This window comes from Streptomyces sp. NPDC050806, from assembly GCF_055586425.1.
The window spans coordinates 69404-91592 of the sequence record NZ_JBVJIF010000007.1; the positions used below are offsets into that span (position 1 = coordinate 69404).

At 71.3% G+C, this 22189-nt stretch carries 18 protein-coding genes; 10 read left to right on the forward strand and 8 right to left on the reverse strand.

Annotated features, from left to right (window positions below; all coding sequences use genetic code 11):
- Positions 1-64: 64 nt before the first annotated feature.
- Together ACZ6WH_RS22445 and ACZ6WH_RS22450 are read right to left on the reverse strand one after the other, a co-directional pair.
- Positions 65-1300 (reverse strand): LmeA family phospholipid-binding protein, encoded by a 1236-nt coding sequence (locus ACZ6WH_RS22445; protein WP_469730065.1) that lies wholly within the window; start codon positions 1298-1300, stop codon positions 65-67.
- Positions 1301-1477: 177 nt separating this feature from the next.
- A complete protein-coding gene (locus ACZ6WH_RS22450) occupies positions 1478-3283 on the reverse strand; it encodes a bifunctional metallophosphatase/5'-nucleotidase (RefSeq protein WP_469730066.1) in 1806 nt (601 codons plus the stop codon).
- Positions 3284-3473: 190 nt separating this feature from the next.
- Here ACZ6WH_RS22450 and mshD point away from each other — a divergent pair, with 190 nt between their 5' ends.
- From mshD to ACZ6WH_RS22470, 4 genes are all read left to right on the forward strand, one after another.
- Positions 3474-4403, forward strand: coding sequence for a mycothiol synthase (gene mshD / locus ACZ6WH_RS22455; protein ID WP_469730067.1), 930 nt, complete (start codon positions 3474-3476; stop codon positions 4401-4403).
- A 279-nt stretch (positions 4404-4682) separates the two neighbouring features.
- Positions 4683-6935, forward strand: a complete 2253-nt coding sequence (locus ACZ6WH_RS22460) for an RNA degradosome polyphosphate kinase (RefSeq protein WP_469730068.1) — start codon at positions 4683-4685, stop codon at positions 6933-6935.
- 111 nt (positions 6936-7046) lie between these two features.
- Complete coding sequence (locus tag ACZ6WH_RS22465; RefSeq protein ID WP_469730069.1) at positions 7047-8213, forward strand: CHAD domain-containing protein; 1167 nt, start codon at positions 7047-7049, stop codon at positions 8211-8213.
- Between the two features lie 14 nt (positions 8214-8227).
- Positions 8228-8656, forward strand: coding sequence for an NUDIX hydrolase (locus ACZ6WH_RS22470; protein ID WP_469730070.1), 429 nt, complete (start codon positions 8228-8230; stop codon positions 8654-8656).
- Between the two features lie 4 nt (positions 8657-8660).
- Here ACZ6WH_RS22470 and ACZ6WH_RS22475 read toward each other — a convergent pair whose 3' ends face one another.
- Together ACZ6WH_RS22475 and ACZ6WH_RS22480 are read right to left on the reverse strand one after the other, a co-directional pair.
- A complete protein-coding gene (locus ACZ6WH_RS22475; protein ID WP_469730071.1) occupies positions 8661-10319 on the reverse strand; it encodes a recombinase family protein in 1659 nt (552 codons plus the stop codon).
- A gap of 163 nt (positions 10320-10482) precedes the next feature.
- Entirely contained in the window at positions 10483-11310 is an 828-nt protein-coding gene (locus tag ACZ6WH_RS22480; RefSeq protein ID WP_469730072.1) for a class I SAM-dependent methyltransferase, read from the reverse strand.
- Positions 11311-11623: 313 nt separating this feature from the next.
- On the opposite strand from ACZ6WH_RS22480, the gene mshA reads away from it, so the two are divergent.
- The 3 genes from mshA to ACZ6WH_RS22495 all read left to right on the forward strand — a co-directional run bounded on the left by mshA (position 11624) and on the right by ACZ6WH_RS22495 (position 15267).
- A complete protein-coding gene (gene mshA / locus ACZ6WH_RS22485; RefSeq protein WP_469730073.1) occupies positions 11624-13003 on the forward strand; it encodes a D-inositol-3-phosphate glycosyltransferase in 1380 nt (459 codons plus the stop codon).
- On the forward strand, positions 12996-13502 hold the full coding sequence (locus ACZ6WH_RS22490) for a type III secretion system chaperone family protein (RefSeq protein WP_469730074.1): 507 nt from the start codon (positions 12996-12998) through the stop codon (positions 13500-13502). Before mshA ends, ACZ6WH_RS22490 begins: the two co-directional genes overlap by 8 nt.
- A gap of 115 nt (positions 13503-13617) precedes the next feature.
- A complete protein-coding gene (locus tag ACZ6WH_RS22495) occupies positions 13618-15267 on the forward strand; it encodes a glycosyl hydrolase family 28-related protein (protein ID WP_469730075.1) in 1650 nt (549 codons plus the stop codon).
- Here the strand turns inward: ACZ6WH_RS22495 and ACZ6WH_RS22500 are convergent.
- Complete coding sequence (locus ACZ6WH_RS22500; RefSeq protein ID WP_469730076.1) at positions 15221-16543, reverse strand: MDR family MFS transporter; 1323 nt, start codon at positions 16541-16543, stop codon at positions 15221-15223. The two genes, ACZ6WH_RS22495 and ACZ6WH_RS22500, sit on opposite strands and share 47 nt — an antisense overlap.
- Positions 16544-16743: 200 nt before the next feature.
- On the opposite strand from ACZ6WH_RS22500, the gene ACZ6WH_RS22505 reads away from it, so the two are divergent.
- Positions 16744-17505 carry a phosphoglyceromutase gene (locus tag ACZ6WH_RS22505; protein WP_030254751.1) on the forward strand — a complete coding sequence of 254 codons (762 nt, stop codon included), beginning with the start codon at positions 16744-16746 and terminating at the stop codon, positions 17503-17505.
- A 78-nt stretch (positions 17506-17583) separates the two neighbouring features.
- Here ACZ6WH_RS22505 and ACZ6WH_RS22510 read toward each other — a convergent pair whose 3' ends face one another.
- Entirely contained in the window at positions 17584-17706 is a 123-nt protein-coding gene (locus tag ACZ6WH_RS22510) for a hypothetical protein (RefSeq protein WP_469730077.1), read from the reverse strand.
- 132 nt (positions 17707-17838) lie between these two features.
- Complete coding sequence (phoU, locus tag ACZ6WH_RS22515; RefSeq protein ID WP_469730078.1) at positions 17839-18516, reverse strand: phosphate signaling complex protein PhoU; 678 nt, start codon at positions 18514-18516, stop codon at positions 17839-17841.
- A 266-nt stretch (positions 18517-18782) separates the two neighbouring features.
- Between phoU and phoR the strand changes: the two genes are divergently transcribed.
- The gene (gene phoR, locus ACZ6WH_RS22520) at positions 18783-20096 is read left to right on the forward strand and encodes a two-component system sensor histidine kinase PhoR (protein WP_469730079.1); all 1314 of its coding nucleotides are present in this window, start codon (positions 18783-18785) and stop codon (positions 20094-20096) included.
- Between the two features lie 5 nt (positions 20097-20101).
- Positions 20102-20773, forward strand: coding sequence for a two-component system response regulator PhoP (gene phoP / locus ACZ6WH_RS22525; RefSeq protein WP_465270440.1), 672 nt, complete (start codon positions 20102-20104; stop codon positions 20771-20773).
- Between the two features lie 406 nt (positions 20774-21179).
- On the opposite strand, the gene ACZ6WH_RS22530 is transcribed toward phoP, so the two are convergent.
- The gene (locus ACZ6WH_RS22530) at positions 21180-21833 is read right to left on the reverse strand and encodes a copper chaperone PCu(A)C domain-containing protein (protein ID WP_469730080.1); all 654 of its coding nucleotides are present in this window, start codon (positions 21831-21833) and stop codon (positions 21180-21182) included.
- Positions 21834-22189: the final 356 nt, after the last annotated feature.

Consider the following 22189-nt stretch of genomic DNA (forward strand, 5'->3'; position numbering starts at 1 on the left):
ATACGACGGAATTACCGCGTCCGTGGTTCTTTACCGACGCCCCTTGTGTCCCGTGCGTATCGCGTCAGGGCTGTTTCTTCGCCGCGTCACCGAAGGGGAGTTGAGTGCCCGTCAGGCGCGCGCGGATGCCGTCCCGCTCCACGGAGACGGTGCGCAGTCGCACGTCACCGGGGGTGGCGGGGAGCCGGAAGGACAGGTCGAAGCGGTCCGCGATCTCCGGCTTGGTGAGCCCCGCCAGGCCACCGAGAATTTTCGGATCGATGCCGACCTTCTGCAGCAGCCAGGGGTGGTCGGACACGACGTCGACGAGGTTGACCTTCATCAGCTTGCCGATGAAGCGCGGCGTGCCGACGAGGTCGTGCAGCTTCTTCTCGTTGTGCAGCGCGGCGTCGATGGTGTCCCGCGGGATGCCGATGCGGTCGGCGATGGCCGGTACGCCGAGCATCGCCTTGATCTTGGCGGCCTCCCGGCTGAGCTGCCGGGCGGTCTTGCGGGTCAGTTGCAGCCCCTCGCCCTTGCCGGTGCCGGGGCGGTAGACCGCGATGTCGCCGATGTCGAGCCGCATGCCGCTGATCTCGGTGGAGATGCCGCGGTCGCCGGCCTGCCGGATGTGGGCCCGGGCGTGCATCCGCAGTTCGTGCCCGGCGATCGGCAGCCGCCCCTCGGCGCGTACCGCGTCGGGCCCCAGCTCGCTGAACTTCACCTGTGAGGCGCCCAGTTCGCGGTTCATGTCCTCGAAGGAGAGCAGTACGTCACCGTGCATCCGGCCGACCGTGCCGCCCTTGAGGGAGGTGGGCAGGTCGCCGTCGAGCGTGACGTCCTCCGCCGTCGCCTCGAACTTCGCCAGCGAGACGCGGTCGGCGGCGAGGTCGGGGATGGCCACCCGCACCCGGTCCAGGTGCTTGTCGGCGACCTGGGTGAGGAAGGGGAAGCCCTCGATGTCCACCTCGGGGTCGGCTGCGAGGTGCAGCGAGTCCTTGAGCTTCTCGGCGGCCTTGTTCTGCGCGTACAGCACGGCGAACCGGTCGGCGAGCCCCGCGAAGGAGGCGGCCACCAGGACCGTGGCGACCAGCTTCACGGTGAGCGGCACGGCGGCGAACCTGCCGATGCCGCGCCGGGCCTTGCGGTGGTTCGGCGGCTCCCAGGCGTCCTCGTCCTCGGGGTCCGGGCGCAGCCCGAGCCCCAGGGGGTCGTCGCTGTCGTCGCGCTCGTTGAGGTACGACCGCGCGGGGCCCGGCTCCGGCTCCGGCTCGGGGTCGGCCAGCCCGGCCAGCTCCGCGTACGGGTTGACCGGTGCCATCTCGCGGGTGTCACCCTGGGCAACCGGGCCCTGGGACGCGCGGGTCTCCTGAGAGTCCCGCGCGTCCTGCGGAGCGTGTGACGCGGCTATGCGTGTGGGGGGTCGCATCGGCACATCCCACCATGCGTACGGCTGTCGAACGCAAGTCTTACTGTCGGTAAGTGGGGATATGAGCCGTTACTTCACCACGGTGATGCGGTCCGCCTTCGGCGGGGTCAGCGGGCCGGACGCCGAGGAGTGCGCGCCGAGGTACGCGGTGAATGCCTCCAGATCGGAGGGGCCGACGTACTTGTCCGTTCCGTCCTTGAACGCGGCGAATCCGTCGCCGCCGCCCGCCAGGAACTCGTTCACCGCGACGCGGTAGCTCTTCGCCGGGTCGACCGGCTCGCCGTCGAGCTTCACCGAGTCCACGACGACCCGGCCGGCGCCGGACTTGGTCATGTCCAGGGTGTAGGTGAACCCCTTCGACACCTGGAGGATCTTGGGGGAGGCCTCGTTGGCGCCGCTGACCTGCTGCTGGAGCGCGGTGATGAGCTGCTTCCCGGTCAGCGAGACGACGTTCGTCATGTTGGTGAACGGCTGGACCGTGAACGCCTCGCCGTACGTCACCACCCCGTCGCCCTCGCTGCCGGACGCCTTGAACGCCAGGTCGGAGCGGACGCCGCCGGGGTTCATCAGGGCCACCTGGGCGCCGCCCTTGCCGCTGTCCGCCGTCGCCTCCAGCTGCGCGTCGGCGATCACGTCACCGAGGGGCGACTCCGGGGTGCTCGCGCCGCGGCCCGCGATGTCCGCCGAGATGTACCCGACCGGCTTGCTCGCGACCGGCGCGGCCAGCTTGTCCCAGCGCTTGATCAGCGCGGTCAGGTCGGCGGCCTTGGGCTGGGTGCGGTTCACCACGTGGTTGGCCGACTTCACGGCCGTGCGCACGATGTCCCTGGTCTTCCGGTCGTACGTCAGCGTGGTGTCGGTGTAGAGCTTGCCGAAGGAGGAGGCCGAGGTGACCATCCGCGGCTGCCCGGCCGGGTCCGGGATCGTGCACGCGTACGCCTGGTGCGTATGGCCGGTGACCAGCGCGTCGACGTCCGGCGAGACCTTCTTGGCGATCTCGGTGATCGGCCCGGAGACCCCGTCGCCCGGCCCGGGGCTGTCGCAGTCGTAGTTGTACGCGGTGGACGCGGGCGCGCCGCCCTCGTGGATCAGCGCGACGACCGACTTCACGCCCTGCTTCCGCAGCACCTTGGCGTACTTGTCGATCGTCTCGGCCTCGTCGTGGAACTTCAGGCCCTTCACGCCGTCGGCGCTGACGATGTCGGGCGTGCCCTCCAGCGTGACCCCGATGAAGCCGATCCTCACGCCCTTGTGCTTCCAGACCGTGTACGGCTTGAGCACCGGCCTGCCGGTCTGCTCGTCGGTGACGTTCGCGGCGAGGTACGGATAGTCGGCGCCGGCGAACTTCCGGTCCTTCTCGTAACAGCCGTCCTTGGGGTGGCAGCCGCCGTTCTGCAGCCGGGCCAGCTCCGTGCGCCCCTCGTCGAACTCGTGGTTGCCGACGCTCGTCACGTCCAGCTTCAGCTTGTTCATCGCCTCCACGGTCGGCTCGTCGTGGAAGAGGCCGGAGAGCAGCGGGCTCGCGCCCACCAGGTCGCCGGCCGCCGCGGTGACGGAGTACGGGTGCCCCTCGCGTGCCGTGCGCAGGGAGTTGGCCAGGTACTCCACGCCGCCCGCTTCGACCTTCTTCTTGCTGCCGTCCGCCTGCTCCTCGTCCACGGTGCCGGAGGAGCCCTGCGGCGGCTCCAGGTTGCCGTGGAAGTCGTTGAAGGAGAGCAGCTGCACGTCGACGGTGCGGGAGGAGTGGCCGGGGCCGCCGTGCGTGCCGGCGCCGGCGGGCAGGGCCGCGGCCGTGACACCGGCAGCGGCGGCCAGCACCGTCGCGGCGGCCGCCAGGCGGCGCACCGGGCGGCGCCGGTGCGGAGTGTCTGACATGGGTCGTCCCCCTCATGGACAGCGGATCAGGAGTGTGCGAGCGACCGGAAGCCTACGGTCAACGCGCGTAGCGCAACAGGGGTGTCGGGTGACGGCACGGTTGCGGCACGGCGACGGCTGCCCCGCCGGGTACGGGTAGGGCGCGACGGCGGTCGTCACCGGGCGCGCGCGGCGCCGTACGCTTCGGGACATGACTGACGCTGCAGAGGAAACGGGCCGGCCCGACCGGGGCATGCAGGTACTGGACGCGCTCACGCCGGACGTGGCGGGCGCCGTACTTGAGCTGATCGAGACGGCGGCGCGGACGGACGGGCAGCCGGCCGTCTCCGAGCAGGGGCGGCTGCAGCTGCGTGGCGGGCACCGGGAGGGCGTCAAGCACTTCCTCGTGCGGGCCGAGGGCGACCGCGTCGTGGGATACGGGCAGCTGGAGGACACCGACCCCGTCGAGGCGCCCGCCGCCGAGCTGGTCGTCCACCCCGAATTCCGCGGCCACGGCCTGGGCCGCAAGCTCGGCAGCGCGCTACTGGAGCAGTCCGGGCGGCGGCTCCGGCTCTGGGCGCACGGCGGCCACCCCGCGGCCCGTCATCTCGCGCAGACCCTGGGCCTGACCCTCTTCCGCGAGCTGCGGCAGATGCGCCGCCCGCTGACCGACCTGGACCTGCCGGAGCCGGCGCTGCCCGAGGGCGTCACCGTCCGCACCTTCCAGCCCGGCACGGACGACGCGGCCTGGCTCGCCGCGAACGCCGAGGCCTTCGCCCACCACCCCGAGCAGGGCTCGCTCACCCAGCGTGACCTGGACGACCGCAAGGCCGAGTCGTGGTTCGACCCGAAGGGCTTCTTCCTGGCCCAGCGGGGAGAAGAGCTGATCGGCTTCCACTGGACGAAGAAGCACGCCGAGGAGGGGCTGGGCGAGGTCTACGTCGTGGGTGTCCGGCCCGGCGCCCAGGGCGGCGGGCTCGGCAAGGCTCTCACCGCGATCGGCCTGCGCCACCTGGCCGCCGAGGGCGTGCCCACGGCCATGCTCTACGTCGACGCGGACAACGTCCCCGCCGTCACCGTCTACGAGCGGCTCGGCTTCGTCACGCACGAGACGGACCTGATGTACCGCACCGAGCTGTGACGGACAGCGCGGTTCCCCCGTACCGGTGTTGACGGGGTGTCAGGGGTGCGGCGGCGGGGTACGTGTCCCGCCGCCGCACCGTCGCCCGGCACCGTAATGTCCCCTCCGGGTGGCCTCCCGCTTGCCTGTCCGTCATGTCTGCGTTACCGGCGATTCAAACTCGCTTGCGAGCATCACTGAATGCAGCCCTCCGCGCAGCCGGCCGGTGACCGATGGCTCCGAGCCGCCCCGCCGCCTCCCGACGCGCTTTCCCGGCCGGGAGCGCGGAACAATGAGGTCATGGACCAGCAGACCAGCGCCCAGGCAACGCCCCAGACGCCGTCCGCACAGGCTCAGCCCTCGGTCGGCTCGATCGCCGCGCACCGCCCGAACACGGTCGCCGCGCCCCTGCCCGAGCTGGAACCCGACCTCGACGCCGACCTCGACGCCTACGACGTCGACGGCGTGCTGGGCGACGACGGCACGGAGCTGCCCGCCGGCCGTTTCCTGGACCGCGAACGCAGCTGGCTCGCCTTCAACGAACGCGTACTGGAACTGGCCGAGGACCCGGCCACGCCGCTGCTGGAACGTGCCAAATTCCTGGCGATCTTCGCGTCGAACCTGGACGAGTTCTTCATGGTCCGGGTCGCCGGCCTCAAGCGCAGAATCGCCACCGGCGTCGCCACCCGCTCCGCCTCCGGGCTCCAGCCCCGCGAGGTGCTGGAGCTGATCTGGACCCGCTCCCGCGAGCTCATGGCCCGGCACGCCGCCTGCTACCAGCAGGACGTCGCCCCCGAGCTGGCCGGCGAGGGCATCCACCTGATCCGCTGGCCGGAGCTGACCGAGAAGGAACAGGCCCGCCTGTTCACCCTCTTCCGCCACCAGATCTTCCCGGTGCTGACCCCGCTGGCCGTGGACCCGGCCCACCCCTTCCCGTACATCTCCGGCCTCTCCCTCAACCTCGCCGTGGTCGTCCGCAACCCGGTCAGCGGCCACGACCACTTCGCCCGCGTCAAGGTCCCGCCGCTGCTCTCCCGCTTCCTGGAGGCCTCCCCGCAGCGCTACGTCCCCATAGAGGACGTCATAGCGGCGCACCTGGAAGAGCTGTTCCCGGGCATGGAGGTACGCGCCCACCACATGTTCCGGGTCACCCGCAACGAGGACCTGGAGGTCGAGGAGGACGACGCGGAGAACCTCCTCAAGGCCCTGGAGAAGGAACTGCTGCGGCGCCGCTTCGGGCCGCCCGTCCGGCTGGAGGTCGAGGAGTCCATCGACCCGGCCGTCCTGGACCTGCTGGTCCAGGAGCTGAAGATCTCCGAGGCCGAGGTCTACCCGCTCCCCGGACCGCTGGACCTGACCGGCCTCTTCGGCATCGCCGCGCTGGACCGGCCCGAGCTGAAGTTCCCGAAGTTCGTCGCCGGCACCCACCGCGACCTCGCCGAGGTCGAGTCCGCCTCGGCGCCCGACGTCTTCGCCGCGCTGCGCTCCCGCGACGTCCTGCTCCACCACCCGTACGACAGCTTCTCCACCTCCGTACAGGCCTTCCTGGAGCAGGCCGCCGCCGACCCGCACGTCCTCGCGATCAAGCAGACGCTCTACCGCACCTCGGGCGACTCCCCGATCGTCGACGCCCTGATAGACGCCGCCGAGTCCGGCAAACAGGTCCTCGTCCTGGTCGAGATCAAGGCCCGCTTCGACGAGCAGGCCAACATCAAATGGGCCCGGAAGCTGGAGGAGGCCGGCTGCCACGTCGTCTACGGCCTGGTGGGCCTCAAGACGCACTGCAAGCTCTCCCTCGTCGTCCGCCAGGAAGGCGAGATGCTGCGCCGCTACTCCCATGTGGGGACCGGCAACTACCACCCCAAGACGGCCCGGCTCTACGAGGACATCGGCCTGCTCACCGCCGACCAGCAGGTGGGCGCCGACCTCTCCGACCTGTTCAACCGGCTCTCCGGCTACTCCCGCCGGGAGACCTACCGACGGCTGCTGGTCGCCCCCAAGTCGCTGCGCGACGGCCTGGTCCAGCGCATCACCAAGGAGATCGCGCACCACCGCGCCGGACACGCCGCGCACGTCCGCATCAAGGTCAACTCCATGGTGGACGAGGCCGTCGTCGACGCGCTCTACCGCGCCTCCCAGGCCGGTGTACCGGTGGACATCTGGGTACGCGGAATCTGCGCCCTGCGGCCCGGCGTACCGGGGCTGAGCGAGAACATCCGCGTCCGCAGCGTCCTGGGCCGCTTCCTCGAACACTCCCGGGTGTTCGCCTTCGGCAACGGAGGGGAGCCGGAAGTATGGCTGGGCAGCGCGGACATGATGCACCGCAATCTCGACCGGCGGATCGAGGCGCTGGTCCGGGTCACCGACCCCGGACACCGTGCCTCGCTCGTCCGGCTGCTGGAGACCGGCATGTCGGACGCGACCTCGTCCTGGCACCTCGGCCCCGACGGCAACTGGACCCGGCACGCCACCGACGCGGACGGCAAGCCGCTGCGGAACGTACAAGAAATGCTCATCGACGCCCGGAGGCGCCGGCGTGGCCCTGCGACATGACCCCTCCCCGCCCAGCTCCCCGCCCCGCGAGCGGAGCCGTGCCCGCGCGGCCGCGGCCGGACCGGCTGCCGCCGCGCGCCCGGCCGCCACGGTCACCGTGAGGAGGACGGCATGACGCACGGAGCGAACCGGAGCACCGCACCCGCACCCGCCGGCCTGCTCGGCGCGGTGACGGAGCCGCCACCGGACCGCGCCACGGCCGGCGAGGTGTTCTCGGCCTACCTCCACGAACAGTCCACGGCGTTCCTGCGCAGCCTCCGGCTGCACCGCGAGAGCGGCTCGGACGCGCGCGGCGCCGGGGACGCGGCCCGGGAGCTGCGGGCCGCGGCCCGCCGGATCAGCGGCGCGCTGCACACCTTCCGGCCGCTGACCGACGAGACCTGGGCCGACCAGCTCCGCTCCGAGCTGGGCTGGCTGTCGGGCACCCTGGCCCGCGAGCACTCCTACGCCGACCGGCTCGAACGCCTGCTGGCCGCGCTGCACCGCGTGGCCGGCCCCGCCGACCCGGGCGGCACCCCCAGAGCGCCGGAGGACGGGCCGGCGCCGCAGCGGACGCCCGCCCGCCCGGCGCGGGGCAGGGACGCCGGCCCCCGCGAGGAGCGGACCCGGGACCCCAAGGACCCGGCCGCCACCACCGCGGCGGGTGCCGCACGGGCCGGCGCGCTGCTGGACCGGCAGCTGACCCTGGCCCGCACCCGCGCCCACTCCGCCGCCCTGCAAGCGCTCGGCTCGTCACGCTTCCACGCCGTCGCGGACGCCGTGGCGGTACTCGCCTCCGAGGCCCCGCTGGACAAGAACGCCGCCGACCGGCTCGCCGCCGAGGCGCTGCCGCCGCTGGCCGACCAGGCGCACCGCCGGCTGGCCGAGGCCGTCGCCGCGCTGCCGCTGACCCGCGCCGGGCACCCGTACAACGCGGCGTCGCTGACCGCCGACGACCGCCACGACACCCCCTGGCACCAGGTCCGGCTGCTGCTGCGGCACAGCAGGTACGCGCAGGAGGTCGCCGAGGGCGGCGTCACCGACCTGCGGCTGGTGGAGGCGGGCCGGGCGCTGGAGCGGCACCGGGACGCCGCCGAGGCCGCGGCGGCCGCCGCCGCTGCCGCCCGCACCCCGCGCATCGCCCCGGCCACCGCCTACGCCCTCGGCATCCTCCACGCCGACCAGCGGCACGAGGTCGAGGCCGCCCGCTACGCCTTCACCCGCGCCTGGCACCCGCTCCCGTCCGACCCCTTCCGGCCCCGCGACCGCACACCGGAACGCGGCGACTGGCCCCGATGAGGAAGGACCGACGGATGAACGAAGCGGTGATCCTCGCAGCGGGCTGCGTTTTGTGGCGCCGCTCGGGGGAGCCGGGCGGGCTGGAGATCGCCGTGGTCTACCGGCCGAGGTGGGGGGATTGGTCGCTACCGAAGGGCAAGGCCGAACCAGGGGAGGAGGCACGGGCCACGGCGGTACGCGAAGTGTTCGAGGAAACCGGCATGACCTGCACTCTGGGTCCGGAGTTGCCCAGCACCCGGTACAGAGATGCGAAGGGACGGCCCAAGCAGGTTCGCTACTGGTCAGCCGAGGCGACGGGCGGCGCATTCGCTCCCAACCGGGAAGTCACTCAACTGCTCTGGCTTTCTCCCCCTGACGCCAGGAATCGATTGACGCGCCCCATGGACGCGGAACTCGTAGATGCTCTGCTGGCTTCACTCCGCGCTTCCGGAGGACAGCTCTGACGGTTCAGGATCCGTCCTGGTGCTGCCAGTGCACCTTGAGCAGTGCAGGGTCGAACGGGGCTTTGTCGCTGACTCCTTTCGGTACGGGCAGCACGATCACGGACGCAAGAACCTGGCCGATGGCGGCACGCTTGGCGGCCAGGTCCAGCCGGTTCCACGTTTCGTACCGCCACCCTCGAAGCAGGTTGCGTTTCGCCTCTGCCGCCAGATGTTCCTGCCCCTCTTTTTCAAGCGTCTCTATATTGCGGTTCAAGCGCACGAGAACATCCTGTGCATCTGCCCATAGGGAATGCCCCTCCGCGACGGCTGCCTTGATCTCCTCCCGTTGTTTGCGGAGAGTGGCCAGCTTCGCTTCACCTCCCCAGGGAACCACCTGGGGCTTCGTTTCGGAAAAATGTTCTCCCAGGTATTTCAGGACGATCCCCTCCAGGTACTTGTCGACCGATTCCACTCGTCGTCCCACTCCCTTGCAGTGGACACTCCCGCAGCGGTAGTAGGGGCCATACTTGGCGTTCCTCCCGGAAGCCTTGTTCCCCGAGAGCTTCGCATGGCAGACCATGCCGAGATTGTTCATGCGCCCGCATCTCAGGATCCCTGAGAAGAGATAGGTGCGGGAGCGCGGTTCCCCGGCGGACTGTCGGCTTCCCTGCCCCGCCGTCATTCCTCGGTGCAACCGCTTGGCGTCGATGCCCGCCATGATGCTCTTCCACATCCCATACGTGCACCCGTCTTCTCTCCGGGCATGTTCCCAGACGCCGATCCTGGGCTCCCCGGTCTCTTCGTCCCTCACCAACGCTCCGTTCAGGACCCTCCCTCCCCACCACGCGGGGTTGGTGACGGCGCCCTTGACCCCTTGTTCCGACCACATTCCGTCCCTGGCGGTTCTCACGCCCTTCCGGTTCATTGCTCCCGCGATACTGCGCCAGGAAGCTCCTGCATGCCGCATCCTGATCATTTCGATCAGATGAGGCCACTCCTCGCCGTCGCGGTGCGTGTTTCCCGGGCGAAAGGGTTCTCGGGACGCCCCGAGCCACCCGAAGCGCCGCGGGCCCCCGCATACTCGGCCCTCTTCCGCTCTGTCAGCAGCGCTCCTCGTTGTCCGCCTGCGGAGTCTCGACAGTTCTGTTTCCTTCGCCCCGCTGTGCGTGGCGGCGGAGTTTAAGGATTCGTCATCCTCGGCAAGCTCCATGATGTTCTGGCCCTCGATGAAAATGCTGTCCTCTGCCATGACCAAGGCGTCCCGGAGAGAGACGGAATCCCGAGTAAGGCGATAGGCGTGATCCCGCTCGGTCACGATGCAGCCCCGAATCGGGATTCTCGTTTCCTCTTCGTGGCCGTGCGTGACATCTTTGAGCATTTGCTCAAAAGCCGGTCGTTTCGCTTCCGGCTCGGCCGCAGATACATTGTTGTCTTCGTAATGCATGACAACGGCGCAGTTGTGGATTTCTGCATTCCGAGTGTTGTTCCGGTGCTGTCGGCCGACGCCGACCGCGTCTCCCTCCAGCCGGTCGGCGGAAATGCGGGCCATGGAGGCAATGGGAGATCGCCCGGCCAGCCATTCTGTGATTTCTCCACCTGTGTCCAGATGCTTCCGGAGCGCCGGGGCCACGTAGATGCGGGAGAAAGTCTTGGAGGTGCGGTTCGGAACCCGTGTGTCGATCATGCTCCGCAGCGTATGGAGTGCACCGAGCTCAACGGCGCTTCTGCGGTTGATTCACCCGAAGGGGAGGAGCGATGCATGACCTCTGACCGGTTTTCGCGGCGGCGCGGCCGGCGGGTCTGCAGATGGTCGCCCATCGCGCGGACCTGTCGCGTACCGGTACCGCTCAGCCCGCCCCCCGCGGTGCCAGCGCCGTCCAGTGGACCGTGAGCTCGCCCAGGCGCCAGCGGCGGGGGCCGTCCGCGAGGGGCCAGCCGGCGTCGCGGAGGGCGAGGGCCGACCGGATCCAGCGCTGGCGGGCGCCGAGCGCGCCGTACGGGGCCGCCGCCGCCCAGGCCCGGTCGAAGTCGCGCAGGAAGGCGTGCACCGGTTCGCCCGGCACATTGCGGTGGATCAGCGCCTTCGGGAGCCGTTCGGCCAGGTCGGAGGGGGCCTCCAGGGAGCCGAGGCGGGCCGCGAAGGTGACCGTGCGGGGGCCTTCGGGGCCGAGCGCGACCCAGACGTGCCGACGGCCGATCTCGTCGCAGGTGCCCTCCACCAGCAGCCCGCCCGGCGCCAGCCGCGCGCGCAGTCGCGCCCAGACCTCGGCCACCTCGGCCTCGCTGTACTGCCGCAGCACGTTCGCGGCACGAATGAGCGCGGGGGAGCGGTCCCGGGCGCCCGGCAGCGGTACCTCGAAGCCGCCGTGCAGGAAGACCAGCCCGGCCCGCTCGTACGGCCGGGCCGCCGCGACCCGCTCCGGATCGATCTCCACCCCCACCACCTCCGCGTCCCCGCGCGCCGTCCGCAGCCGGTCCAGCAGCTCGACGGCGGTCCAGGGCGCGGCCCCGTACCCGAGGTCGACCGCGACCGGATCGGTGGTGCGGCGCAGCTGGGGGCCGTGCGTGGCGGCGATCCAGCGGTCCATGCGGCGGAGCCGGTTGGGGTTGGTGGTCCCGCGGGTGGCGCTCCCGACCGGGCGTGCGGGCGGGGGCGTGGGGGAGCTACGGGCCATGGCATGACTTTATGTGCTGCGCGGCGGGCACCCGGCCTGTCGCCCGTCAGGGACTCGGCGGGCATCCGGTCCGTCGACCGTCAGGACTCGGCGGGCACCCGCTTCGTCGCCCGTCAGGGTGTGCGGCGGACACCCCGCCCATGCCCCGCCGGGGCGCTCGGCGGCATCCCGGCCGCCGCCCGCCAGGGTCACGCTTTGGCAAAGAGGGCGGGGTCGGGCGCCTGGCGGGAAATGGCTCGGCCGACTCCGTTGTTGGGCGGTTGAGAGGCGTTTTTACGCCGGAATTGTGCCGGATTTTGGGAGGTAGCTCGCAGTGAGCCAATACGTGTCCCGGCTCCGCGGCCGTCCCCAGAGCCAGTTCACCGGCCCGGCCAGGCTGCGGCTGGGCGGCTCCCGCAAGCCGCGCCGAGTGGCGATGCTGAGCGTGCACACCTCCCCGCTGCACCAGCCCGGCACGGGCGACGCGGGCGGCATGAACGTCTACATCGTCGAGCTGGCCAGGAAGCTCGCCTCGCTCAACATCGAGGTCGAGATATTCACCCGGGCCACCACCGGCACCCTGCCGCCCGCCGTCGAGCTGGCCCCCGGCGTCCTCGTACGCCACGTGGACGCGGGCCCGTACGAGGGGCTGAACAAGGAGGACCTGCCCGCCCAGCTGTGTGCCTTCACGCACGGCGTCATGCAGGCCTGGGCCGGCCACCGCCCCGGCTACTACGACCTGGTCCACTCCCACTACTGGCTCTCCGGCCACGTCGGCTGGCTCGCCGCCGAGCGCTGGGGCGTCCCGCTGGTGCACGCCATGCACACGATGGCGAAGGTCAAGAACGCCGCGCTGGCGGAGGGGGACACCCCCGAGCCGGCCGCGCGCGTCATCGGCGAGACGCAGATCGTGCGCGCCTCGGACCGCCTGATCGCCAACACCGCCGAGGAGGCCGGCGAGCTGGTCCGGCACTACGAGGCCGAGCCGGACCGGGTCGCCGTCGTGCACCCGGGCGTCAACCTCGACCGCTTCCGCCCGGCGAGCGGGGTGACGGGCAGTGACGTCGCCGACGAGCGGGCCGCGGCACGCAGCCGCCTCGACCTGCCCCAGGACGCGCTGATCCCGCTCTTCGCCGGCCGGATCCAGCCCCTGAAGGCCCCGGACATCCTGCTGCGCGCCGTCGCGGTGCTGCTGGACCAGGAGCCCGCGCTGCGCTCGCGGATCGTCGTCCCCGTCGTCGGCGGGCCGAGCGGCAGCGGCCTGGCCAAGCCGGAGGGGCTGCAGAAGCTCGCCGCCCGGCTGGGCATCGCCGACGTGGTGCGGTTCCGGCCGCCGGTCGGCCAGGACCAGCTCGCGGACTGGTACCGGGCGGCCAGCGTACTGGTCATGCCCTCGTACAGCGAGTCCTTCGGGCTGGTGGCCATCGAGGCCGAGGCGTGCGGCACCCCGGTGATCGCCGCGTCGGTGGGCGGCCTGCCGGTCGCCGTGAAGGACGGCGTCAGCGGCTTCCTGATCGACGGGCACGACCCGGCGGACTACGCCCGCGCGCTGCGCCGCTTCGCCGACGACCCCTCGCTCACGCTGCGGATGGGCGCGGCGGCCGCCCGGCACGCCGAGTCCTTCGGCTGGGACACCGCGGCCGGGGCCACCGCCGACGTGTACACCGCCGCGTTGCAGGAGCGGCGCCGTCGCCTACGATCACTGCATGGCTGAGGACAGCAGGGCCGCGGACGCGCGGCGGATCGTCGAGGAGACGCTGAACGACGCCGGGCTGGAGTGGGAGTCGCCGGCGGAGGGCAGCTACGTCGTCAAGCTGCCCGGCACCCGCAAGCTCTCCACCACCTGCTCGCTGCTGGTCGGCCGGCACTCCCTGTCGGTCAACGCGTTCGTCGTCCGCCGCCCTGACGAGAACCACGAAGCGGTGCACCGCTGGCTGCTGGAGCGCAACACCCGTCTGTACGGCGTGAGTTACGCCATCGACAGCCTCGGCGACATCTACCTCGCCGGCAAGCTGCCGCTGGCGGCCGTCACCCCCGACGAACTGGACCGAATCCTCGGCACGGTCCTGGAGAACGCCGACGGCTCCTTCAACACCCTGCTGGAGATGGGCTTCGCCTCGGCGATCCGCAAGGAGTACGAGTGGCGGGTCTCGCGCGGCGAGTCCACCCGCAACCTGGAGGCGTTCGCCCACCTGACCGGCCGGGGCAAGTAGCGCTTTCCGGCCCATCTCGCCGCGCCCGTTTCCAGCCCTTCCGCCGCGCGGCGGGCCCGTGCCATGCTCGCGGCCTCCTTCCCATGCACCTCTTCACCTGCATGAAGGGCGGCCCATGGACATCAGCAGGCGCACCCTGCTGGGCAGCGCGACGGCCGTGGCGGCGGCCGCGGCGCTGCCCGCTCTCCCGGCCTCGGCGGCCGGCCGTCGCACGGCGCTCTGGGACGAATACACGGCACGCCCCTTCAGGCATCCGCAGATCCCGTACGTCGGCCGGGCAGGCAGCAGGCGCGGCCCACGGGCCGCCGGTGCGGGACCGGTGATCGACGCCGTACGCGACCACGGCGCCACCCCGGACGGCAGCAAGGACTCCGCCGCCGCCCTCAACCGCGCCCTCGAAGCCGCGGGCCGCCGCGGCGGAGGCACCGTCACGCTCCCGCCCGGCACCTTCCGCATCGACGACGTGATCCGCATCGGCCGCGACGACGTGGTGCTGCGCGGCGCCGGCAGCGGCCGTACGAAGCTGCTGGCCACCAAGCACCTCACCGAGCTGATCGGCCCGTACGGCAGCCGGTACGGCGGCGACAAGTCCGCCTGGTCCTGGACCGGCGGCATCATCTGGCTCTGCCCCACGGCCCGTTACGAATCGCTCGTCGCGGCGATCAGGAAGAAGGACTGGCCGTTCGAGGGCTGGACGGGCAACCGGCGCGACGAGTGGCGCACGCTCACCGCCGTACGCCCCGCCCGCCGCGGCGACTGGTCGGTGACGGTCGCCGACACCTCACGCCTGCGCCCCGGCGCCCTCGTCCTCCTCCGGCTGGCCGACGACCGGGACCACACCCTCCTCCAGCACATGGCGGGCGGCGGGCCGGGGCCCGCGGCGTACACCTGGGAAGGCAGGGCCAAACTCAACAGCTTCGTCCCGTACGAGTGGCCCGTACGCATCGTCCGTATCAAGGGGCGCGAGGTGACCTTCGAGCGCCCGCTGCCCCTCGACGTACGTCCGGAGTGGGACCCGCGGCTCACCACCCACGTCCCTGCGCTCACCGGCGCCGGGGTCGAGGGCCTGACGATCGAGGCGGTCGAGACGCCGCAGTCCCCGCACCTGCACGACAAGGGCTACAACGGCGTCCTCCTGCAGTGCGCTTACGACTGCTGGGTACGGGACGTCGTCGCGCGCCACGTCGACAACGGCATCGGGCTGACCGCCTCGTCCTCCTGCACGGTCAGCAACACCCGTGTCGCGGGCCGCGGTTCCCACCACCCCTACTACTGCCGCGAGGGCGCGCACGACAACCTCTTCGAGGACTTCGTGATCGAGCAGCGCACCGTACCCGCCCCGCCCGGCACCATCCTGCACGGCATCAACGTCGAGAACCTGTCCAGCTACAACGTCTGGTCCCGTGGCCGGATGGAAATGGGCACGTTCGACTCCCACCGCGGCATGCCGTTCGCCAACGTCCGTACCGAGATCGTCGTGAACAACAACGGCGAGCACGGCGGCGACCTGCGCGCCGGTCCCCTCTTCGGGGCCCGCTTCACCCACTGGAACATCCGCGTCACCAACGGGCGGGCCGGCATGGTGAAGATCGACGGCCTGGCCCCGTACAGCGTCACCGCGGGTATCTCCACGGTCCGCGAGTTCGGCCAGATCGACAAGCCGGACTTCACGGGCGACCTGCACAGCAGGCTGACGGACTACGGCCGCCCCGGCGCGGTCAGGCCACGGAATCTGTACGAGGCACAGCGGCGGCTGCGTCCGTGACGGGGGCGGGAACTGCGTCCGTGACGGGGTCCGGGGCCGGGGCCGTGGTCCCCTCGGCCGCGGCCCGTGCGCGCTCCTCGGCGTTCATCCGCCGCAGCAGCAGCCCGTAACCGCACGCGGCCACCGTGCCGATCACCGCGCAGCCGGCCCACAGCGCCCCCGGGCCGTACCGGTCGATGACGGTCCCGCCGAGCAGTGGGGCCGCCAGCGACGCCACCGACCAGGACAGCGCGTACATGCCCTGGTACCGGCCGCGGCCGTGGGTGGGGGAGAGGCGCACCACCAGCCCCATCTGGGTGGGCGAGTTGATGATCTCGCCGAGCGTCCAGACGGCGACGGCCACCGCGAACAGCGCCACCGAACCGGCGAACGCCGTCAGCCCGAACCCGTAGCCGGTCAGCAGCGCCGAGCCGATCAGCAGCGCCGCCGGGCTGCGGTGTTCGATGAACCGGGTCACCGGGATCTGCAACAGCACGATCAGCACGCCGTTGGTGGCGATCACCAGCCCGAAGTCGGAGCTGGTGAACCCCGCCAGCCCCATCGTCACCGGCAGCGACACGTACGCCTGCTGGAAGAGCAGCGCCAGCATCAGGTTCAGCCCGACGACGGTCATGAACCGCCCGTCCCGCACCACGGTCGTCATCGACACACGGGGTACGGGCCCCTCCGCCGCACCGCCTTCCACCGTCCCTGCCACCGGCCGGGACTCGGGCAGCTTCACGAAGACCACGATCGCGCAGGCCAGCACGAGCACGGACTCGCCGAGGAAGAGCAGCAGATAGCCGTGCTGGGCGAGCAGCCCGGCCAGCGACGAGGAGATCGCGAAGCCCATGTTCAGCGCCCAGTAGTTGAGCGCGAAGGCCCGTACCCGGTCCTCGGGCGCGACGATGTCCGCCATCATCGCCTGCAGCGCGGGCCGCGAGCCGTTGCTCGCCATGCCCACCACGCAGGCCACCGCCGCGATGGCCACCGGGTCGGTCATGAAGCCCAGCAGTGCCACCGAGCCCGCGGTCGTCAGCTGGGCGACCAGCATCGTCGGCCGCCGCCCGAGCCGGTCGGTCGCCACCCCGGCGACCACCGACGACACGACCCCGCCCAATCCGTACAGCGCGCCGACCAGCCCCGCGTACGAGGCCGAGTACCCGCGCTCGACCGTGAGGTACAGCGCCAGGAAGGTGGCGACGAACGCCCCCAGCCGGTTGATCAGCGTGCTCGTCCACAGCCACCAGAACTGCCGTGGCAACCCGGCCACACTTGCGACGACGACCCGTCTCACCCTGTCTCCCCCAAAGCAGCGATGCAGGCGGCGATGTAAGTGGCACACCCGCCAAGGGGAAACTACATACGCAGGTCACAGTCCGCCATTGAATTAACACGAACCGTCAAACGACACTGCCCTCTCACAGACGAGCGGCCCCGCGTCCACGGGCCGGGCCCCTGCCGGAGCAGCCCCCGTTTTCGATTACGCTCAAAGGCATGGCCGACGCACCGTACAAGCTCATCCTCCTCCGCCACGGCGAGAGCGAGTGGAACGCGAAGAACCTGTTCACCGGCTGGGTGGACGTCAACCTGAACGAGAAGGGCGAGAAGGAGGCGGTCCGCGGCGGTGAGCTGCTCAAGGACGCCGGCCTGCTCCCCGACGTCGTGCACACCTCCCTCCAGAAGCGCGCCATCCGCACCGCGCAGCTGGCCCTGGAGGCCGCCGACCGCCACTGGATCCCGGTCCACCGCAGCTGGCGCCTGAACGAGCGCCACTACGGCGCCCTCCAGGGCAAGGACAAGGCCCAGACCCTCGCCGAGTTCGGCGAGGAGCAGTTCATGCTCTGGCGCCGCTCGTACGACACCCCGCCGCCCGCGCTGGACCGCGACGCGGAGTACTCCCAGTTCTCCGACCCGCGCTACGCCACGCTCCCGCCCGAGCTGCGCCCGCAGACGGAGTGCCTCAAGGACGTCGTCGTCCGCATGCTCCCGTACTGGTTCGACGGCATCGTCCCCGACCTCCTCACCGGCCGCACCGTCCTGGTCGCCGCCCACGGCAACAGCCTCCGCGCCCTGGTCAAGCACCTGGACGGCATCTCCGACGCCGACATTGCGGGCCTGAACATCCCCACCGGCATCCCGCTCTCCTACGAGCTCGACGCCGACTTCAAGCCCCTCAACCCGGGCGGCACCTACCTCGACCCGGAAGCCGCCAAGGCCGCCATCGAGGCAGTGAAGAACCAGGGCAAGAAGAAGTAAGCCCCCTGCGTCTGCGCAACGACGAGCCCCCCGCTCGCGATTCTTCGCGGGCGGGGGGCTCGGGCCGTTGCGGGTGGGTCAGCCGCAGCCGCCGCCGCACTGGCAGGGGCCGCCCGACTGGCAGCCGCAGGTGCAGCCGGGGCCGCACGAGCAGCCGTTGGCCGTTTCGGGCGCGGGGGTGCTGGAAACAGACTGGGTCATGAAGTGCCTCCTGGTTGGCAGCCATAAGGGAGGTTCTTTCCCTCCCTTACCCACCCGGGGAGGCACACCAACGGCGCGCGGCCGCACGGATCGGGGCGCGCGGAGCCTCCGCGCGCCCCGCCCGCGGAGCGCTCAGGCGCCCTCGACCGCCGCGTGCGGCGCGATCTCGTCCGCGTGCTCGCCCGTGACCAGGTAGACCACGCGCTTGGCGACCGACACCGCGTGATCGGCGAACCGCTCGTAGTAACGGCCCAGCAGCGTGACATCCACCGCCGTCTCGATGCCGTGCTTCCAGCGGTCGTCCATCAGGTGCTGGAACAGCGTGCGGTGCAGCAGGTCCATCGCGTCGTCGTCCTGCTCCAGCTGGAGCGCCAGGTCGACGTCCTTCGTGATGATGACCTCACCGGCCTTCGCCATCAGGCGCTGCGCCAGCTGCCCCATCTCCAGGATGGTGGCGTGCAGGTCCCGGGGCACCGCCGACTCCGGGAACCGCAGCCGCGCCAGCTTCGCGACGTGCTGCGCCAGGTCACCGGACCGCTCCAGGTCCGCGCTCATCCGCAGCGACGTGACGACTATCCGCAGGTCGGTGGCGACCGGCTGCTGGCGCGCCAGCAGGGCTATGGCCCGCGCCTCCAGATCCCGCTGCAGATCATCGACCTTCTCGTCGCCGGCGATCACGTTCTCCGCCAGCTTCAGGTCCGCGTCGAGTATCGCCGTGGTGGCGCGCCCGATCGCGGAGCCGACAAGCCTGGCCATCTCGACCAGGCCTTCGCCGATCGAGTCAAGCTCCTCGTGGTACGCGTCCCGCATCAGTGACCTTCTCTCGCATCGAGTCGTTCGGTGTGGGCCTGCGATGCCCGCCGACCTCCGGGGCGTGCCCTGCGTCGTAGCGTGGGCTGCGCCCCTGGTGGCGTGGGTCTACGATCCCCACGCTCCCACGTTCGAGCCCGGATGCGACCGGTTCGCCCATCCGGAGTGAACCAGTACCGACGTGAAGGTGAACTCTCGGCAACGGGTGTTCGAGGTGACCCTCGGATGGCTGTGGAACTGTCACAACCGGCGCATAACCTGGACTCATGAACGTGGACGCGGCCATCGCCGCAGTGGCAGCGATCGCCGGATGCTGTACCGGCGTGATCGCCATGCTGGCGTTTCGCTGGAGCGAACGGGACCAGGCCAAACCCACCCGTTCGTCCCTGCACACCGACGCCGTCCTGCCGCCCGGCGTCGACACCGTCCTGTCGGTACTGCGGTCCTCGGCCGTCGTCCTCGACGAGGCCGACGGCGTCGTCAAGGCCAGCTCGGCCGCGTACGCCCTCGGGCTCGTACGTGGCGGAAAACTCGCCGTCGACCCGATGCTGCAGATGGCCCGCGACACCCGCAGGGACGGCGAGATACGCCAGGTCGAGCTGGACCTGCCGCGCCGCGGCACCGGCCGCGGCGACGCCCTCGCCGTCTCCGCGCGGGTCGCCCCGCTCGGCTCCCGGCTCGTACTGCTGCTGGTCGAGGACCTCACCGAGGCGCGCCGCATAGAGGCGGTCCGCCGCGACTTCGTGGCCAACGTCAGCCATGAGCTCAAGACGCCGGTCGGCGCGCTCTCGCTGCTCTCCGAGGCCGTGATGGACGCGAGCGACGACCCCGAGGCGGTGACCCGCTTCGCCGGCCGCATGCAGGCCGAGGCCACCCGCCTGACCAGCCTCGTCCAGGAGCTGATCGACCTCTCCAGGGTGCAGAACGACAACCCCCTGGAGGACGCCGAGCCCGTCCACGTGGACGAGCTGGTCGAGGAGGCCATGGACCGCTGCCGCCAGCAGGCCAGCAGCAAGTCCATCACCATGGCCGTCGGCGGCACGGCCGACCTGTACGTATGGGGCCACAGAAGCCAGCTCGCCGGCGCCCTCGGCAACCTCGTCGAGAACGCCGTCAACTACTCCCCGGCCCGGACCCGCGTCGGGATAGCCGGCCGCCGCGTCCCGGCGGCCGGCGGCACGATGATCGAGATAGCCGTCACCGACCAGGGCATCGGCATCTCCGAGAAGGACCGGGACCGGATCTTCGAGCGGTTCTACCGCGTCGACCCGGCGCGCTCCCGCGCCACCGGCGGCACCGGACTCGGTCTCGCCATCGTCAAGCACGTGGCCGCCTCGCACGGCGGGGAGGTCACGGTATGGAGCGCCGAAGGACAGGGCTCCACCTTCACCCTGCGGCTCCCGGAAGCCGGCGCGGTCCGCGACCGCGAGGCCCGCCGGGACCCCGCCGGATCAGACCCGGACGACCTCGATGGCGAGGACGGTCCGTACGACACCTACAGCGGCCCGGCCGTCACCCACCACCACACTTCCCCGGAAGCGCTACGTGCGCCCTATCCTGCCCCGGAGGTCCTTCCGTGACCCGAGTGCTCGTCGTCGAGGATGAGGAGTCCTTCAGCGACGCTTTGTCGTACATGCTCCGCAAGGAGGGCTTCGAGGTCGCCATCGCCGCGACCGGCCCCGACGGACTGGACGAGTTCGAGCGCAACGGCGCCGACCTGGTCCTGCTCGACCTGATGCTGCCCGGCCTGCCCGGTACCGAGGTCTGCCGCCAGCTGCGCGGCCGCTCCAACGTCCCGGTCATCATGGTGACCGCCAAGGACAGCGAGATCGACAAGGTCGTCGGCCTGGAAATAGGAGCCGACGACTACGTCACCAAGCCCTTCTCCTCGCGGGAGCTGGTCGCCCGCATCCGCGCGGTCCTGCGCCGCCGCGGTGAGCCGGAGGAGGTCACCCCGCAGGCCCTGGAGGCCGGCCCGGTCCGCATGGACGTGGACCGGCACGTCGTCACGGTCTCCGGCGGCAAGGTCGACCTGCCGCTCAAGGAGTTCGACCTGCTGGAGATGCTGCTGCGCAACGCCGGCCGGGTCCTCACCCGTATGCAGCTGATCGACCGGGTCTGGGGCGCCGACTACGTGGGCGACACCAAGACCCTCGACGTCCACGTCAAGCGCCTGCGCGCCAAGATCGAGCCGGACCCGGGCGCCCCGCGCTACCTGGTCACGGTCCGCGGCCTCGGGTACAAGTTCGAGCCGTAAGCCGATCACTGGGACAGGCCACGAGGACAGGTGCCTGTACCTGCAGTGGTACCTGTGCCTGTACCTGCGCCCGTGCCTGTTCCCGCGAGGAGTACGTGCGTCGCTCCAGCGCTCCGCCCCGAAGCCGGGTGGGGCGCTTGTGGCGTTGGGGGAGGCGGAGCCGGCGGTCGACTGCCGGGCGGGCCGACTGCCCGACGGGGGCGGCGGAACAGCGATGAGCGCGTACGCGTATCCGGTGTACGTACGGCGTGTACGGACGGCCGTGCGTACACGCCGTGCGTACACGCCGTACGCACAGCCACGCCCGCCGTGCTCCCGCGGGGCGGCGGGGGCGCGACGGGCGTCGGCCGGGCCGCGGGCGCCGAGGGGCGCCGCTACGGCTCTCTGCTCAGTGCGCCGCTACGGCTCAGTGGCCGGCGTGCGCGGACTCCGGGGCGGAGGCGGCGTCGGAGGGCTTGCCCGACTCCGACGGCTTGCCGGACGCCGACTCGGACGGCGAGCCGGTGCCCGACGGCGTGGCGGCGCCGGACTGGCCCGGCTGCGGGACCTCGCTCGGGCCGTACTCCTTGAAGTAGCTGTTCGCCGGGACGACGAACGCGCGCAGCTTCACCTTGCCGGTGCGGCTGAACGCGAAGGTCACGCCCTGCGCGTCGCCGTCCTGGACCGCCTCGCGGCCGCTGGCCAGCACGGCGGTGGCGTTGCCCTTGCCGCCGATCACGACGGAGCCGCCGGCCGGCACGGTGATCTTGCCGGAGCCCTTGGCGGGCTTCAGCTCGGCCTGCGTGCCGCTGCCGTCGAGCGTGACGGAGTCCAGCGTCTGGTCCTTCGCGCCGCCGTTGAACAGCGTCGCGGACACGGCGGCCGGGCCCTTGGCCTCCGGCTTCGGCTGGGTGATCACAGTGGCGTTCTGGATCTTGATGTCGCCGACGGAGGTGGCGGCGTTGTCCGGCTTGACTTGCAGCGTCGCGGCGTCGTTCCCGGCCGCGCACGCGGAGAGCGAGGCGATCGAGAGCGTGAGGACGGTGGCGGCGAGGGCGCCGCGTCGAAGGCTGCGGCTCACGGCGGCGGCATCTCCTAGGACGAGCTTCGGCGGCCGAACGGTGATGCCCGGTCGCGGTGGACGGCTGGGCGGCCCTTCCGTACGCCGTGCTTCGGCGCCGTACGTAAAGCCGCCCTAAGGGTGTGTCAGCGCCGCTAGGTTACCGAGCCGCCCTTGCGGCGCCGCACCCGACCCGCCCCTGAGCGATCACGCGCCGGTCACATGGTCACTACCGGCCACTCGTAACGCACCGGATCACCTTCTCCGGCGGCCTGCCTCATGCCTCCCTCATGCCTCCTCCGTGCCAACCCGGTGTGGAGTCCGGCCGTTGCGCTGCCGGATTGCCGAAGTCCTCACGGGAACTGCCGGAAGAATTC

Excerpts from the sequence above, each read along its gene's own strand:
- ACZ6WH_RS22470 (WP_469730070.1), top strand. The coding sequence starts at position 8,228 with ATGAACGAAGCGGTGATCCTCGCAGCGGGCTGCGTTTTGTGGCGCCGC.
- ACZ6WH_RS22445 (WP_469730065.1), bottom strand. The coding sequence starts at position 1,300 with ATGGCACCGGTCAACCCGTACGCGGAGCTGGCCGGGCTGGCCGACCCC.
- ACZ6WH_RS22510 (WP_469730077.1), bottom strand. The coding sequence starts at position 17,706 with ATGACCCAGTCTGTTTCCAGCACCCCCGCGCCCGAAACGGCCAACGGC.
- ACZ6WH_RS22465 (WP_469730069.1), top strand. The coding sequence starts at position 7,047 with ATGACGCACGGAGCGAACCGGAGCACCGCACCCGCACCCGCCGGCCTG.
- ACZ6WH_RS22505 (WP_030254751.1), top strand. The coding sequence starts at position 16,744 with ATGGCCGACGCACCGTACAAGCTCATCCTCCTCCGCCACGGCGAGAGC.
- mshD (WP_469730067.1), top strand. The coding sequence starts at position 3,474 with ATGACTGACGCTGCAGAGGAAACGGGCCGGCCCGACCGGGGCATGCAG.
- ACZ6WH_RS22495 (WP_469730075.1), top strand. The coding sequence starts at position 13,618 with ATGGACATCAGCAGGCGCACCCTGCTGGGCAGCGCGACGGCCGTGGCG.
- phoR (WP_469730079.1), top strand. The coding sequence starts at position 18,783 with ATGAACGTGGACGCGGCCATCGCCGCAGTGGCAGCGATCGCCGGATGC.
- ACZ6WH_RS22480 (WP_469730072.1), bottom strand. The coding sequence starts at position 11,310 with ATGGCCCGTAGCTCCCCCACGCCCCCGCCCGCACGCCCGGTCGGGAGC.
- phoU (WP_469730078.1), bottom strand. The coding sequence starts at position 18,516 with ATGCGGGACGCGTACCACGAGGAGCTTGACTCGATCGGCGAAGGCCTG.
- ACZ6WH_RS22475 (WP_469730071.1), bottom strand. The coding sequence starts at position 10,319 with ATGATCGACACACGGGTTCCGAACCGCACCTCCAAGACTTTCTCCCGC.
- ACZ6WH_RS22450 (WP_469730066.1), bottom strand. The coding sequence starts at position 3,283 with ATGTCAGACACTCCGCACCGGCGCCGCCCGGTGCGCCGCCTGGCGGCC.
- ACZ6WH_RS22460 (WP_469730068.1), top strand. The coding sequence starts at position 4,683 with ATGGACCAGCAGACCAGCGCCCAGGCAACGCCCCAGACGCCGTCCGCA.
- ACZ6WH_RS22490 (WP_469730074.1), top strand. The coding sequence starts at position 12,996 with ATGGCTGAGGACAGCAGGGCCGCGGACGCGCGGCGGATCGTCGAGGAG.